We start from the raw sequence: 13,594 nt of genomic DNA on the forward strand, positions 1-13,594 counted from the left end.
GGTGAAGCTCTACCGGGACGAGGCTGTGGTGCTGCGCACCCACAAGCTGGGGGAGGCGGACCGCATCATCAGCCTGCTCACCCGGGAGCACGGCCAGGTCCGGGCTGTCGCGAAGGGAGTGCGGCGGACGACGAGCAAGTTCGGTGCACGTCTCGAGCCCTTCGGCGTCGTCGACGTGCAGCTTCACCGAGGACGGAACCTCGACACCATTACGCAGGTGGAGACCATCGCGCCGTACGGGCGCTCCCTGGGCGTGGACTACGGCCTCTACACGACGGCGACGGCGATGACCGAGACGGCGGCCCGGCTGACGGAGATCGAGCGGGACCCCGCGCCGCAGCAGTACCTGCTGCTCGCGGGGGCGTTGCACGCCCTGGCGACGCGCCGCCACCCCTCCTCGCTCGTGCTCGACTCCTACCTGCTGCGCGCTCTCGCGGTGGCCGGATGGGCACCGAGCTGCTTCGACTGCGCCCGGTGCGGTACCCAGGGCCCGCACCGAGCCTTCAACGCGGCCGCGGGCGGCGCCATGTGCGGCGACTGTCGTCCGCCCGGATCCGCCTCGCCCGCACCGGAGACGATGGAGCTGCTCGGCGCCTTGCTGTCGGGCGAGTGGTCGGTCGCGGACAATTCCGATCAGCGGCACCGCAACGAAGCGTCCGGCCTGGTCGCCGCGTACCTGCAGTGGCACCTCGAACGTCAGGTGAAGTCGCTGCGAATGGTCGAGCGCGCATGAGCCGTGCGCGTCCAGGGGCCGGGGTGCCACCGCGTGGCGAGGCGCGCGGCAGGCGCGATCCCACCCCGCCGCCACCGCACCCGTCGGGGGAGCGGCCACCGGCCCTCCCGCGGGAGCTGATCCCACGGCACGTCGCCGTCGTCATGGATGGAAACGGCCGCTGGGCCAACGCGCGCGGACTTCCGCGGGTGGAGGGCCACCGCGCCGGGGAGGCCGCCCTGCTCGAGGTGGTGGCCGGCGCCATCGAGCTCGGCATCACGCACATCTCCGCGTACGCGTTCTCCACCGAAAACTGGAAACGCTCGCCCGACGAGGTGCGGTTCCTCATGGGCTTCAACCGCGAGGTGCTGCACCGCCGCCGGGATCAGATGGACGAATGGGGCGTCCGCGTGAGATGGGCGGGCAGGAGGCCGCGGCTGTGGCGCTCGGTGATCAGCGAGCTCGAGCGCGCCGAGGAGCAGACCCGGCACAACACCGTGTGCACACTCACGATGTGCGTGAACTACGGCGGCCGTGCGGAGATCGCCGACGCCGCGGCAGCACTCGCCCGCGACGCCGTCGCCGGACGGATCGACCCCGGCCGCGTCAGTGAGCGCACCCTCGCGCGCTACCTGGACGAGCCCGAGCTGCCCGACGTGGATATGTTCCTGCGGACGGGTGGGGAGCAGCGCACGTCGAACTTCATGCTCTGGCAGTCGGCCTACGCCGAGATGGTGTTCATCGACACGGCGTGGCCGGACGTGGACCGCCGGACGCTGTGGCAGGCCGTGGAGACCTACGCGCGCCGTGACCGGCGCTACGGCGCGGCGATCGACGCCCCGGAGGCGTGATCGGCCGGCGCCAGGTGGGCAGGCTGGTGCCGGTCACCCGGTCCGCTGATGCCCGACGCACCGCCCGCACGTGCCGAACAGCTCGGCGGTGTGATCGACGTCGACGAACCCGTTCTCCTCGGCGACCTTGTCCGCCCAGCGCTCCACCGGGGCGCCCTCGACCTCGACGGTCCGCCCGCAGTGCTTGCACACGAGATGGTGGTGATGGCTCTCCCGCGCGCACCGGCGGTAGAGCGCCTCGCCGTCGTCGCCGCGGAGGACGTCGACAGCGTCGGCCTCGGCGAGGGACTGCAGCGTGCGGTAGACCGTGGCCAGCCCGATGCTGCTCCCGGACGCGCGCAGATCCTCGTGCAGCTGCTGCGCGCTGCGGAAGTCGTCGGTCCTGTCGAGGAGCTCCTGCACTGCGGAGCGCTGGCGGGTCATCCGTAACATCTCACGCTGCCTCTCGTACGCGGACGTCGTCCTCGACATCTGGGTGCGGATCACCGTGGGGACCCCGACGCCCGAGGAGCGGACGCACGATCGATACTACGGCGTACACGGCGATCGCGAGGACCACGATCGTCGCCCCCGGCGTGAGCGGGTAGAGGTAGGTCAGGACCAGACCGGTGACGCAGATGACCAGGCCGAGCAGCATGGCGGTGGCCATCGTCCCGCGAAAGGACCGCGTGACCAGCTGTGCCGTTGCCACCGGCACGATCATCAGCGCCGAGACGAGCAGCACCCCGACCACCCGCATCGACACCGACACCGTCAACGCCGCCATGACGGCGATGAGGACGGTCAACGCGCGGACGGGCAGCCCGGCCGCACGCGCGAACTCCTCGTCGTGGCACAGGGCGAACAGCGGGCCCCGCAGACCGATCCCGACACCGAGGACGACGACGGCGAGCACCGCCGTGAAGACGATGTCGATCGGGGCGACGGCCGCGATCGAACCGAAGAGGTAGGCGTTGAGGTTCGCCGTCGTCCCTCCGGCGAGGGTGATGATGAGCACGCCGCCGGCGATCCCGCCGTAGAACAGGATCGCCAGCGCGATGTCGCCGCTGGTCTTGCCCCGGGCCCGGACGAACTCGATCATCAACGAGCCCACCACGGAGGCGACGATCGCCCCGGGGACCGCCAATGCCCCGGCGTCGCTGACACCGACGGCGCTGCCCACCAGCCAGCCGACGGCGACACCGGTCAGGGCCACGTGCCCGATGCCGTCACCGAGCAGGGCGAGGCGCCGCTGGACGAGATAGGTACCCATCACCGGTGCCGCCACACCGACCAGCACGGCGACGACGAGGGCACGCTGCATCAACGGCGTCGTGAGGATCTCGACGACCCAGCCCATCAGCGCATCTCCTCCTCGGCCGGCAGGCCGACGCTCAGGTCGGGCACGTGCACAGTCGGGCCCGTCGCGCCGGCGTGCGGGTGCTCGTGGTCGTGGTCGGGCGCGTCGTGCCCGGGTGCGGGTCGGGGCATCGGGCCGTCGTGCACCACCCGGCCGTGCCGGAGCACCACCGCACGGTCGATGAGAGGACCCAGTTCCGCGGGTTCGTGCAGCACGACGAGCAGCGTGGTCTCACGCGCACGAAGGTCCGCCACCGTGGCGGCCAGAGACTCCTTCGACGCTGCGTCGATCCCGGCGAGCGGCTCATCCAGGATGAGCAGACTGGGCTCGCGTACGAGCGCCCGGGCGATGAGCACCCGCTGCTGCTGACCGCCGGAGAAGATCTGGACGCTCTCGCCCGCCCGGTCCGCCAGGCCCACCTGGTCGAGCGCGGCGAGTGCCCGCTCCCGGCCGGCTCGCCCGATCCGCAGGCGACCGCGGCTGAGCAGACCCGAGGCGACGACCTCCAGGGCGGTGGCCGGAACGCCGGAGGCCGCGGTGAGCCGCTGCGGGACGTAACCTATCCGATCGAAGTCGATACGGCGCCGCTGCGTGACGACGTCACGGCCGTCGAGGAGCACGCGGCCGCGGGTGATCGGCGCGAGCCCGACGATCGCCTTGACCAGCGTGGATTTGCCGGAGCCGTTGGCGCCGAGCAGGGCCACCGCCTCGCCGTCGGAGACCGTCAGGTCGATCCCGCGCAGGACGGGTGCGGCGCCGAAGCTCACGCCGAGCGCCTCGGCGCGGATCCGCGCCGAGGAGGGGGCAGCCGGAGGGCCGGACGAATCAGCCATCGGTCACGAGCACTGCAGGGCCGTGGACAGGGTCTCGAGGTTCTGGCGCATCGCCTCAAGGTAGTCCCCGCTGTCCGGCTCGGTCTCCAGCGGGTTGAGCATCTCGACATCGATGCCGAGGTCGGAGGCGAACGACTCTGCCACCGCGGGGTTGACGAGCTGCTCGGCGAAGATCGTGGTGACGCCTTCGCGCTCGACCACCTCCCGTATCTCGGCGAGCCGGGCGGGCGACGGCTCGGACTCGGGGTCCAGCCCCGAGATGCCGACCTGCTCCAGGCCGTACCTGTCCGCCAGATACCCGTACGCCTCGTGTGCGGCGACGATCGTGTGGGTCCGGCAGTTCTCCAGGCCGGTGGCGAGGTCGGCGTCGAGGTCTTCCAGCTCGCTGCGCAGGTGCTCGGCGTTGGTCGCGTAGTCGTCGGCGTTGTCGGGGTCGAGCTCGGCGTACTCGTCGGCGACGGCGTCGGCCACGTCGGCGAGGCGGAGCGGGTCGAGCCAGAAGTGCGGGTCCGTGGCGCCGCTGTGCTCGTGGTCGTGCCCGCCTTCGTGGGTTGCTTCTTCCTCGCTGTGCGCCGGCTCGTCCTCCCCGTGCGCGGCCTCGAGCCCCCAACTGGTCACCCGCGCGGGCTCGGCGACGTCGAGGGTGACGTCGGGGGATGCGACGTCGAGCGCGTCGTCGAGCGCGGCTTGGAAGTCGGAGAGGTAGACGACCATCGAGCCGTCGAGGCGCGCGACGGTGTTGGTGGACAGCTCGAGGTCGTGCGGGTCCGTGCCTGCGGGAGTGATCGGTGAGACCGAGACATGGTCGCCGCCGACCTCGGCCGCGACGAACTCCAACGGGTACAGCGCCGCGTACACCTCAGGGATGGGCCCGTCGCCGCCGGATCCTGCGCCGGTGTCCGAGCAGGCGGACAGCGGCAGGGCCACGGTGGCGATCAGGGCGAGGGGGACCGCGAGGCGGCGGGATCTCATGAAACCGATTCTCAAACTCCTGAGAACGGGTGTCAAAACCGAGCCGGCGTGAGACCGCTCACCCGGACGGTGCGGGTGAGGACACTCACCCGGCGCCTCGGCGAGCGGATGCGCGAGCCGACCGCGCAGGTCGGTAGGTTGGGCGACGCGCGGCGCGGCCCGCCCGTCGCGTGCCCGTGCCAGCCAGGTGCGGTCGATACCCGAGCAGGAGACCTCCGTGGCCACGTCCTCACGACTCGACAACGTCATCAACCTCGCGAAGCGGCGGGGGTTCGTCTTCCCGTCCGGTGAGATCTACGGCGGTACGCGGTCGGCCTGGGACTACGGGCCACTCGGGGTCGAGCTGAAGGAGAACATCAAGAAGCAGTGGTGGCGCGCCGTCGTCACCTCGCGTGACGACGTCGTCGGCCTGGACTCCTCGGTGATCCTCCCGAGGCAGGTGTGGGTGGCCTCCGGACACGTCGGGGTGTTCAACGACCCGCTGACCGAGTGCCTGAACTGTCACAAGCGGTACCGCGTCGACCACATGCAGGAGGACTACTTCTCCTCCCGTGGGGAGAAGAAGGGCCTCGCGTCGCCGGACGACGTCGATCTCGCCGAGGTCGCCTGCCCGAACTGCGGCACCCGCGGCGAATGGACCGAACCGCGCGACTTCAACATGATGCTCAAGACTTACCTCGGCCCGGTCGAGGACGAGTCGGGCCTGCACTATCTCCGGCCGGAGACCGCCCAGGGCATCTTCGTGAACTTCACGAACGTCATGACGGCGGCCCGCAAGAAGCCCCCGTTCGGCATCGGGCAGATCGGCAAGTCCTTCCGCAACGAGATCACCCCCGGCAACTTCATCTTCCGCACGCGCGAGTTCGAGCAGATGGAGATGGAGTTCTTCGTCGAGCCCGGCACCGACGCGCAGTGGCATCAGTACTGGATCGACACCCGGACCGACTGGTACACGGACCTCGGGATCGACCCGGAGAACCTGCGCCACTACGAGCACCCCCAGGAGAAGCTCTCCCACTACTCGACGCGCACCGTCGACATCGAGTACCGGTTCGGCTTCGCCGGAAGCGAGTGGGGCGAGCTGGAGGGGATCGCCAACCGCACGGACTTCGACCTGTCCACGCACGCCGAGCATTCCGGCCAGGACCTCAGCTACTTCGACCAGGCCAAGGACACCCGGTGGGTGCCCTACGTCATCGAGCCCGCGGCGGGCCTGACCCGCTCGCTCATGGCGTTCCTCATCGAGGCCTACACCGAGGACGAGGCGCCGAACGCCAAGGGCGGGGTCGACAAGCGGACGGTGCTGCGGCTGGATCCCCGGCTCGCTCCCGTCAAGGCGGCCGTGCTGCCGCTCTCGCGCAACGAGAAGCTCTCCCCGGTGGCCCGGGAGCTTGCGGCGGACCTGCGGCGCTACTGGAACGTCGAGTTCGACGACGCCGGCGCGGTGGGCCGCCGGTACCGCCGCCAGGACGAGATCGGGACACCGTACTGCGTGACCGTCGACTTCGACACGCTCGAGGATCAGGCGGTCACCGTGCGGGACCGCGACACCATGACCCAGGAACGCATCGCCCTGGACAAGGTCCGCGGTTACCTGGCCGAGCGCCTCGTGGGCTGCTGACGGGGAGCCCCCGCACCGGCGGAGACCGGTCGGCACGGGGGTGACGAGTCGGCACAGAATCGACGAGTCGGCGGGGGAGTGGCGAGCCGGGTGCCAGCGGCATCGGCGCGTCCTGCCGGCCGACCGGGCCGCGGCGGGCGAGCATGAGGCGTGGCCGCACACGCACATCCGCACACCCACGACGGTGCCGAGCTCGACCTGCCGCGTGGCGAGGCGCATCGCGCCCGGTGGGTGTTGACCGCGCTCGTCGTTCCCCTCCTCATCGCCACGATCGCGGGACTGGTGGCGTTGTGGCCCCGCGGCGAGACGCCGATCGGCTCCGTGCCCGTAGCCGGAACCGGGATGACCGTCGAGCACGGCACGGTGGTCGAGGTGGTCACGGACCCGGACGACGTCGAGAGCGGGGCACCGCCTGGAGGGACGGCCGACCAAGCCGGCGGCCAGGTCCGCGTGGAGCTGACCACCGGGTCGGGGGCCGGTCAGGTGGTGCCGGTGCAGGTGCCGCCCGAGGTGATGCGCGGCGGGATCGAGCCCGGCGACGACCTCAAGCTCATGTTCTCCCCCCAGGCCATGGGCACCGGCAGCCCGTACGTCTTCTGGGACTTCGACCGCGAAGCACCGATCGGCTGGCTCGCCCTCGGCTACGCCCTCGCGGTGCTCGTGGTGGCACGCCTGCGCGGCCTCGCCGCCATGGCCGGGCTCGGCGCCTCCCTGGCCATCATCGTGTTCTTCGTCATCCCGGCGATCATGCTCGGCTCTCCGCCGGTTCTCGTCGCGCTGGTCGGCTCCGGCGGGATGCTCTTCCTCAGTCTCTACCTGGCCCACGGGATCTCCATCCGGACGACGACGGCGCTGCTCGGGACGTTCGTCGGGCTGGCGATCACCGTGGTCCTGGCGCTGTGGGGAACCGACGCGGCCAACCTCACCGGCGCAAACTCGGACGCGTCACTGATGCTGATGTCCGATTTCGAGAACCTCTCCCTGCGCGAGGTCCTGCTCTGCGGGATCGTCATCGCCGGTCTCGGCGCCCTCAACGACGTCACCATCACCCAGGCGTCCGCGGTGTGGGAGATCCATGCGACCGACCGGACGTTGCCCCGCCGCACGCTGATGGCGCGCGGCATGCGGATCGGGCGGGACCACATCGCCTCGACCGTCTACACCCTCGCCTTCGCCTACGTCGGCACGGCGCTGCCGCTGCTCATGGCAGCCGCCATGATGGACCGTGCCTTCCTCGACACCCTCATGGCCGGGGAGATCGCCGAGGAGATCGTGCGCACGCTCGTCTCCTCGATCGGCCTGGTGCTCGCCATCCCCGCCACCACCGGGATCGCCGCCGCGTTGGTCCGCACCTCCAGGCCCCGGCGCGGCCGTGGCGAGGACGGATCTCACACCCGCCCCGGGCTGACCGAGAGCGAGGGCCGGGCGACAATGGCGCCATGACCGCGCCAGCCACGACCCGTGTGCCCGACGCACGGACCGCCCTGCAGATCGGGCCGGTCGGTGTCGGCAGCCCGATCGTGCTCGCGCCCATGGCGGGCGTGACGAACCCGCCGTTCCGCAAGCTCTGCCGGGAGGCCGGTCTGGCCGGACTGCCGGCGGGTGCACCCCAGGCGGTGCCCGGACGGTACGCCCCGGCGGGACTGTACGTCACCGAGATGATCACCTCGCGGGCGCTGGTGGAGCGCACCCCCGAGACGATGCGGATGATCACCCCGGACCCGGACGAGCCGGTCCGCTCCGTCCAGCTCTACGGCGTGGACCCGGCCACCATCGGCGCCGCCGTGCGCATCCTCGCGGGGGAGGACCGCGCGGACCACATCGACCTGAACTTCGGCTGCCCCGTCCCCAAGGTCACGCGGCGCGGCGGGGGAGCGGCCCTGCCGTGGAAGCGGGACCTGTTCGACGCCATCGTCACCGAGGCGGTCGCGGCCGCCCGTGAGGCGTCGCGCCACCGCGAGGTCCAGGTGCCCGTCACGGTCAAGATGCGCATGGGCATCGACGACGACCACCTCACCTACCTCGAGGCCGGTCGCCTCGCCGAGCGCGCCGGCGTCGCCGCCGTGGCCCTGCACGCCCGCACCGCCGCCCAGCACTACTCGGGGACCGCACGGTGGGAGACGATCGCCCGGCTGAAGGAGACCGTCACCACGATCCCGGTGCTCGGCAACGGCGACATCTGGTCCGCCGAGGACGCGCTGGAGATGATGCGCTCGACCGGGTGCGACGGCGTCGTCGTCGGGCGCGGCTGCCAGGGGCGGCCGTGGCTGTTCACCGATCTCATTGCCGCCAACTACGGCCCGGAGCACCTCGAGGCGGCGCGTGTGCGGCCCGGTCTGCGTGAGGTGGCCGCCGTGCTCCGCCGGCACGCCGAGCTCATGGTCGAGCACTTCGGCGAGGAGGACCGCGGCATGCGGGAGATGCGCAAGCACATGTCGTGGTATCTCAAGGGGTACGCCGTCGGCGGCGAGGCGCGCCGTCAGCTCGCCCTCGTCTCCACCCTCGACGAGCTCGACCGCCGACTGGCGGCTCTCGACCTGAATCAGCCGTATCCCGGCGAAGGAGCGGAAGGCCCGCGTGGTCGTGCCGGGTCGCCGAAGGATCCGCACCTGCCCGACGGGTGGCTGCGCACGCAGGACATCGACGAGAACCTGCGCGCCATGCTCGCGCACGCCGAACTTTCCGTCTCCGGCGGCTGAGGCGGGCGTCAGCTCGTCGCGAGCCAGACCGTCGTCGCCGGCGGGATCACGAGGCGACCGTCGCTGGGGAGCGGGACGTCGTCGGAGGCGTGCAGCAGCTCCCGGTCGGTGGGGACGACGGCGGTCTCCTTGCTGACGTTCGTCAGCACCAGCAGGTCCCGGGTCAGCAACGCGAGGGTCGCCGATCCAGGTGCGTCGTCGACCCACGCCAGCGGGCCGGTAGCCAGGCCGAGCTCACCGCGCAGCCGCAGCGCGTGCCGGTACCGCTCGTAGAGGGCTCCGGGCGTTCCGCGCTGGGCGCGCATCAACGCGGCCACGTCGGCGATCGTCGCCGGCACCGGATCACCCGGCGCCGGAGCGACGCCCACCGACTCTCCCTGACGGATATACACCGTCCCGGGCAGCGCGAGCATGAGGAGGGTCGCGGCGCGACGGCGCCGCCGGGCGGCCTCGTCCTCTCCGAGTCCCCATGGGGTGCCGCCGCGGAAGTCCGCAAGCGTCCACCCCGGCGCGGCGCCGGCGGGCTCGCGCTGCAGGTAGGCGTCGGAGATCGTCGCGCGCAGCTGTGCGGCGTCCCACGGCGTGGTCCCGAGACGGTCGTCGCGAGTGACGTGCAGCCAGTGCTCGAGCAACTGCTCCGCCAGCACCTCGGGGTGCGCCGCGGACACGGCACCGGTCAGCACCGCCTCATCACGCTCCGCGACCACGGCCTGGAGACGCCCGAGGTCCGCGGTCGGCCCGTCCGCGGGCAGCAGGCCGACGTCGATGCCGTTCGCTCCGCGCGCCAACCAGCGCTCGGCCCGCTCGGGCAACTCCTCGTCCGGGGCTCCGGCGAGGGAGGCGATGACTGCGAGGTTGCGCTGGTGCGCACGGTGAATGAGCTCGTCGACCACCCCGGTGGCGTCGGCCGCGTCCGGGTCGACGGCCGGCACCCGCAGTTCCACGGCGGTCGCCCCCAGGCGGGCCACCAGCGAGATATCGGGACTCAGCGCGGCCAGACCGTCGACGCCGGCCGGACCGTGCACCTGATACACGACGGCGCGGCGCCACCACGGTGCCGGCGCCCGGCTCGGGCGGTGCACGAGCGTCGTCGTGATCTGGCCTGCGGGCACGAGCCGCGGCGCGGGCTCCTCCGGCTGGGACTCGGTCATTGCGCCATTGTGTCCCACCCCGCTGTGGACCACGCCCGCACGGGCGAGGCGCGGCGGCGTACCCTCCGGGTGTGACCACTTCCGACCTCGCGGGCGCCTCCGTGCGCACCCCGGCGTCGTACTCCGAGCGTGACCTCGAGCGGTGGTGGACGGAGCCGGCGAAGAACCCCCGGCGCACCGCGTTCGAACGCGATCGTGCCCGCGTGGTGCACTCCTCGGCGCTGCGGCGGCTGGGAGCCAAGACCCAGGTGCTCGGCCCGTCCTCGGACGACTTCGTCCGCACTCGGCTCACCCACTCGCTCGAGGTCGCCCAGGTCGGCCGCGAGCTGGGCAAGCAGCTCGGCTGCGACCCGGACGTCGTGGACACCGCCTGCCTGTCCCACGACCTCGGTCACCCACCCTTCGGTCACAACGGCGAGCGGGCCCTGGACGAGATCGCCGAGGACATCGGCGGCTTCGAGGGCAACGCGCAGACCCTGCGGCTGCTCTCCCGGCTCGAGCCGAAGGTCTTCACCGATGGGGGCGAGTGCGTCGGCCTCAACCTCACGCGTGCCAGCCTCGACGCCGCCACGAAGTACCCTTGGCTGCCCGGCGCAGGCCCGGACCGACCTGACGGGCGTCCGCAGCGCAAGTACGGCGTCTTCCCCGAGGACGTCGAAGTGTTCGGATGGCTGCGTCAGGGTGCACCGGTCGGGCGTCGGTGCCTCGAGGCTCAGGTGATGGACCTCGCCGACGACGTCTCCTACTCCGTCCACGACGTCGAGGACGCCATCGTCGGCGGACGGGTCGACCTGACCCGGTTACGGACCGCCGCGGAACAGGATCGGGTGGTCGCCCAGGCCCGCGACTGGTACGACCCGCCGGTCGAGGACGACGCGCTCGGCGCGGCCCTCGAACGGATCATCGCCGACCCTGTGTGGGTGCCCGGCTACGACGGGTCCCGGCGCGACCTCGCCCGTCTGAAGGACATGACCAGCCAGCTGATCGGTCGCTTCTGCGGCGCCGCAGAACGCGCCACCCGCGCCAGCGCGGGCGAGGGACCGCTCGCACGTTACGACGCCGACCTCGTGGTCCCGCCGGAGACACTCGCGGAGATCGTCGTGCTCAAGGGCCTCGCCGCCCTGTACGTCATGGCCCCACGCGAGTACGAAGCCGCCTACCTCACCCAGCGCACCGTCATCTTCGACCTCGTCGACGCGCTCATCTCCTCCGGCCCGGAGCATCTCGAGGGACCGTTCGCGGCGGACTACCGCGCCGCGGGTGACGACGGCGCCCGGCTCCGCGTCGTGGTCGACCAGGTCGCCTCGCTCACCGACACCTCCGCCCAGCAGTGGCACGCACGGCTGTGCGGCATGCTCTCGGAGGTCTACTGATGGCCGGTCTCATCCGCCGTGAGGACATCGCGGCCGTACGGGAACGGGCGCGGATCGACGAGATCGTCGGCGCCTACGTGACCCTCAAGGCGGCCGGCGTCGGATCGATGAAGGGACTGTGCCCGTTCCACGACGAACGTACCCCGTCCTTCCATGTCCGCCCGCAGCTCGGCCTGTGGCACTGCTTCGGCTGCGACGAGGGCGGCGACGTCATCTCTTTCGTGCAGAAGATCGACCACCTGCCGTTCGCCGAAGCGGTCGAGCACCTCGCGGCGAAAGTCGGGGTGCAGCTGCGCTACGAGGACGACGGCGGACGCGCCCGCCCCCGGGAGGAACCGGGCCGGCGTCAGCGCCTCATCGAGGCGCACCGGGTGGCCGAGGAGTACTACACGGCACAGCTCGACACACCGGCGGCCGCCCCGGCACGGCAGTTCCTCGCGGAGCGCGGGTTCGACCGGCAGGCCGCCACGACATTCGGTGTCGGGTTCGCCCCGACTGGATGGGACAACCTCCTGCGGCATCTGCGCGGCCGGGGCTTCACCGAGGCCGAACTCACCGCCTCCGGCCTCGTCTCGCAGGGCAACCGCGGTATCTACGACCGCTTCCGTGGCCGCCTCGTCTGGCCGATCCGCGACATCACCGGCGAGACGGTCGGCTTCGGGGCCCGCAAGTTGATGGAGGACGACCCCGGGCCGAAGTACCTCAACACGCCCGAGACCCCGATCTACAAGAAGTCCCAGGTGCTGTACGGCCTCGATATGGCCAAGCGCGCGATCGCCAAGGAACGCAAGGTCGTCGTCGTCGAGGGGTACACCGACGTCATGGCCGCCCACCTGGCCGGCGTCGGCACCGCCGTCGCCACCTGCGGTACCGCGTTCGGGGCCGAACACATCCGCATCGTGCGGCGCCTGCTCGGCGACCGGGCGGACGCGGCCGCCGGCGTCATCTTCGCCTCGGGCGCGTCCTACGGAGGCGAGGTCATCTTCACCTTCGACGGCGACGAGGCCGGCCAGAAGGCGGCCCTTCGGGCGTTCGAGGAGGACCAGCGGTTTGCCTCCCAGACCTTCGTTGCTGTCCAACCCGATGGCCTGGACCCGTGCGACCTACGTCTGCAGCGCGGCGACGGCGCGGTGCGCGAGCTTGTCGCGGCTCGGCAGCCGTTGTTCGCCTTCGCGATCCGCTCGGTTCTGGCGCAGCTCGATCTGACGACGGCGGAGGGCCGCGTCTCCGCGTTGCGGTCGGCCGCGCCGGTGGTGGCGCGCATCCGCGACCGGGCGCTGCGCTGGGAGTACGCGCGGTCGCTGGCGGGATGGCTCGGCATGGAGGAGGTCGCGGTCCGCAGGGCGGTGCAGAGCGCGAGCCGCGCAGGCACGGAACAGCAGGGCGCGAGCGAGGAGCGGTGGGCCGCGGCGGCGCCCGGGCAGAGCGGACGCCCGCCCGCCAACGGCCAGGGCAGCGGAGGCCGGGAGGATCCCGTCGCGCGCCTGGAGCGGCAGGTGCTCGAGGTGGTGCTGCAGCTTCCGCAGCACGCGCTGGCCGCCGGGTTCGACGACCTCCCGCCCGATACCTTCACCGTGCCGGCGTTCCGCGGCGTGCACGACGCCGTCCGTGCCGCCGGCGGCACCCGTGCCTACGGCGAGCAGGTCGAGAAGATGCATGGCGCGGGCGGCGACGCCCAGGAGCGTGCCGCCACCTGGTGGGCCGAGCAGGTGCGGGAGAACGCCGTCGGGCCGGTGGCGGGCGTGGTCACGGAACTGGCTGTGGCGCCCCTGCCCGCCGACAGGGCGGACGGTCTCGCGGCCTACGCGCGCGGCGTGCTCGTGGCGCTGCTGCGCATGGGCCTGACGCGGCGCATCGCCGACGTCAAGGGCAACCTCCAGCGCACCGATCCGCAGGACCCCGCCTACAGCGAGATCTTCACCGAGCTCATGGAGCTGGAGAACCGCCGGCGCGCCTTGACCGATCTTTGAGCTTATTGGTCAACACGTGCATCGCCGCTGGTCTGCGCGGTAACCGAGCCGCGCGAACGGTGTCGACGAGGCG

Annotated in this window: 12 protein-coding genes; 7 read left to right on the forward strand and 5 right to left on the reverse strand. The window is 71.7% G+C overall.

What is annotated here, in order from left to right:
- The first annotated feature begins 1 nt into the window (after position 1).
- Together recO and ACFSE6_RS16895 are read left to right on the forward strand one after the other, a co-directional pair.
- A complete protein-coding gene (gene recO, locus ACFSE6_RS16890; RefSeq protein ID WP_388009987.1) occupies positions 2 to 733 on the forward strand; it encodes a DNA repair protein RecO in 732 nt (243 codons plus the stop codon).
- Entirely contained in the window at positions 730 to 1,563 is an 834-nt protein-coding gene (locus tag ACFSE6_RS16895; protein ID WP_388009989.1) for an isoprenyl transferase, read from the forward strand. Before recO ends, ACFSE6_RS16895 begins: the two co-directional genes overlap by 4 nt.
- A 33-nt stretch (positions 1,564 to 1,596) precedes the next feature.
- Here the strand turns inward: ACFSE6_RS16895 and ACFSE6_RS16900 are convergent, their stop codons facing one another.
- The 4 genes from ACFSE6_RS16900 to ACFSE6_RS16915 are packed head-to-tail and all read right to left on the reverse strand — an operon-like array spanning position 1,597 to position 4,707.
- Positions 1,597 to 1,995: a Fur family transcriptional regulator gene (locus ACFSE6_RS16900; protein ID WP_388009992.1), complete on the reverse strand. Its 399-nt coding sequence runs from the start codon at positions 1,993 to 1,995 to the stop codon at positions 1,597 to 1,599.
- 1 nt (position 1,996) lies between these two features.
- Entirely contained in the window at positions 1,997 to 2,902 is a 906-nt protein-coding gene (locus tag ACFSE6_RS16905; protein ID WP_388009995.1) for a metal ABC transporter permease, read from the reverse strand.
- Positions 2,902 to 3,735, reverse strand: a complete 834-nt coding sequence (locus ACFSE6_RS16910; protein ID WP_388009998.1) for a metal ABC transporter ATP-binding protein — start codon at positions 3,733 to 3,735, stop codon at positions 2,902 to 2,904. The genes ACFSE6_RS16905 and ACFSE6_RS16910 overlap by 1 nt, the downstream gene beginning before the upstream one ends.
- A 3-nt stretch (positions 3,736 to 3,738) precedes the next feature.
- A complete protein-coding gene (locus ACFSE6_RS16915; protein WP_388010001.1) occupies positions 3,739 to 4,707 on the reverse strand; it encodes a metal ABC transporter substrate-binding protein in 969 nt (322 codons plus the stop codon).
- A 217-nt stretch (positions 4,708 to 4,924) separates the two neighbouring features.
- On the opposite strand from ACFSE6_RS16915, the gene ACFSE6_RS16920 reads away from it, so the two are divergent.
- The 3 genes from ACFSE6_RS16920 to dusB all read left to right on the forward strand — a co-directional run bounded on the left by ACFSE6_RS16920 (position 4,925) and on the right by dusB (position 9,027).
- Positions 4,925 to 6,328: a glycine--tRNA ligase gene (locus tag ACFSE6_RS16920; RefSeq protein ID WP_388010004.1), complete on the forward strand. Its 1,404-nt coding sequence runs from the start codon at positions 4,925 to 4,927 to the stop codon at positions 6,326 to 6,328.
- A 150-nt stretch (positions 6,329 to 6,478) separates the two neighbouring features.
- On the forward strand, positions 6,479 to 7,771 hold the full coding sequence (locus tag ACFSE6_RS16925) for a YibE/F family protein (RefSeq protein ID WP_388010007.1): 1,293 nt from the start codon (positions 6,479 to 6,481) through the stop codon (positions 7,769 to 7,771).
- Positions 7,768 to 9,027: a tRNA dihydrouridine synthase DusB gene (dusB, locus tag ACFSE6_RS16930; RefSeq protein WP_388010010.1), complete on the forward strand. Its 1,260-nt coding sequence runs from the start codon at positions 7,768 to 7,770 to the stop codon at positions 9,025 to 9,027. Before ACFSE6_RS16925 ends, dusB begins: the two co-directional genes overlap by 4 nt.
- A gap of 8 nt (positions 9,028 to 9,035) precedes the next feature.
- On the opposite strand, the gene ACFSE6_RS16935 is transcribed toward dusB, so the two are convergent.
- Positions 9,036 to 10,178, reverse strand: coding sequence for an alpha-amylase family protein (locus ACFSE6_RS16935; RefSeq protein WP_388010013.1), 1,143 nt, complete (start codon positions 10,176 to 10,178; stop codon positions 9,036 to 9,038).
- 71 nt (positions 10,179 to 10,249) lie between these two features.
- On the opposite strand from ACFSE6_RS16935, the gene ACFSE6_RS16940 reads away from it, so the two are divergent.
- A complete protein-coding gene (locus ACFSE6_RS16940; RefSeq protein WP_388010016.1) occupies positions 10,250 to 11,551 on the forward strand; it encodes a deoxyguanosinetriphosphate triphosphohydrolase in 1,302 nt (433 codons plus the stop codon).
- Positions 11,551 to 13,521 (forward strand): DNA primase, encoded by a 1,971-nt coding sequence (dnaG, locus tag ACFSE6_RS16945; RefSeq protein ID WP_388010019.1) that lies wholly within the window; start codon positions 11,551 to 11,553, stop codon positions 13,519 to 13,521. Before ACFSE6_RS16940 ends, dnaG begins: the two co-directional genes overlap by 1 nt.
- The last annotated feature ends 73 nt before the right edge of the window (positions 13,522 to 13,594 follow it).

The sequence above is a fragment of the Georgenia deserti genome (assembly GCF_042680605.1).
GTDB classification, from domain to species: Bacteria; Actinomycetota; Actinomycetes; order Actinomycetales; family Actinomycetaceae; genus Allobogoriella; species Allobogoriella deserti.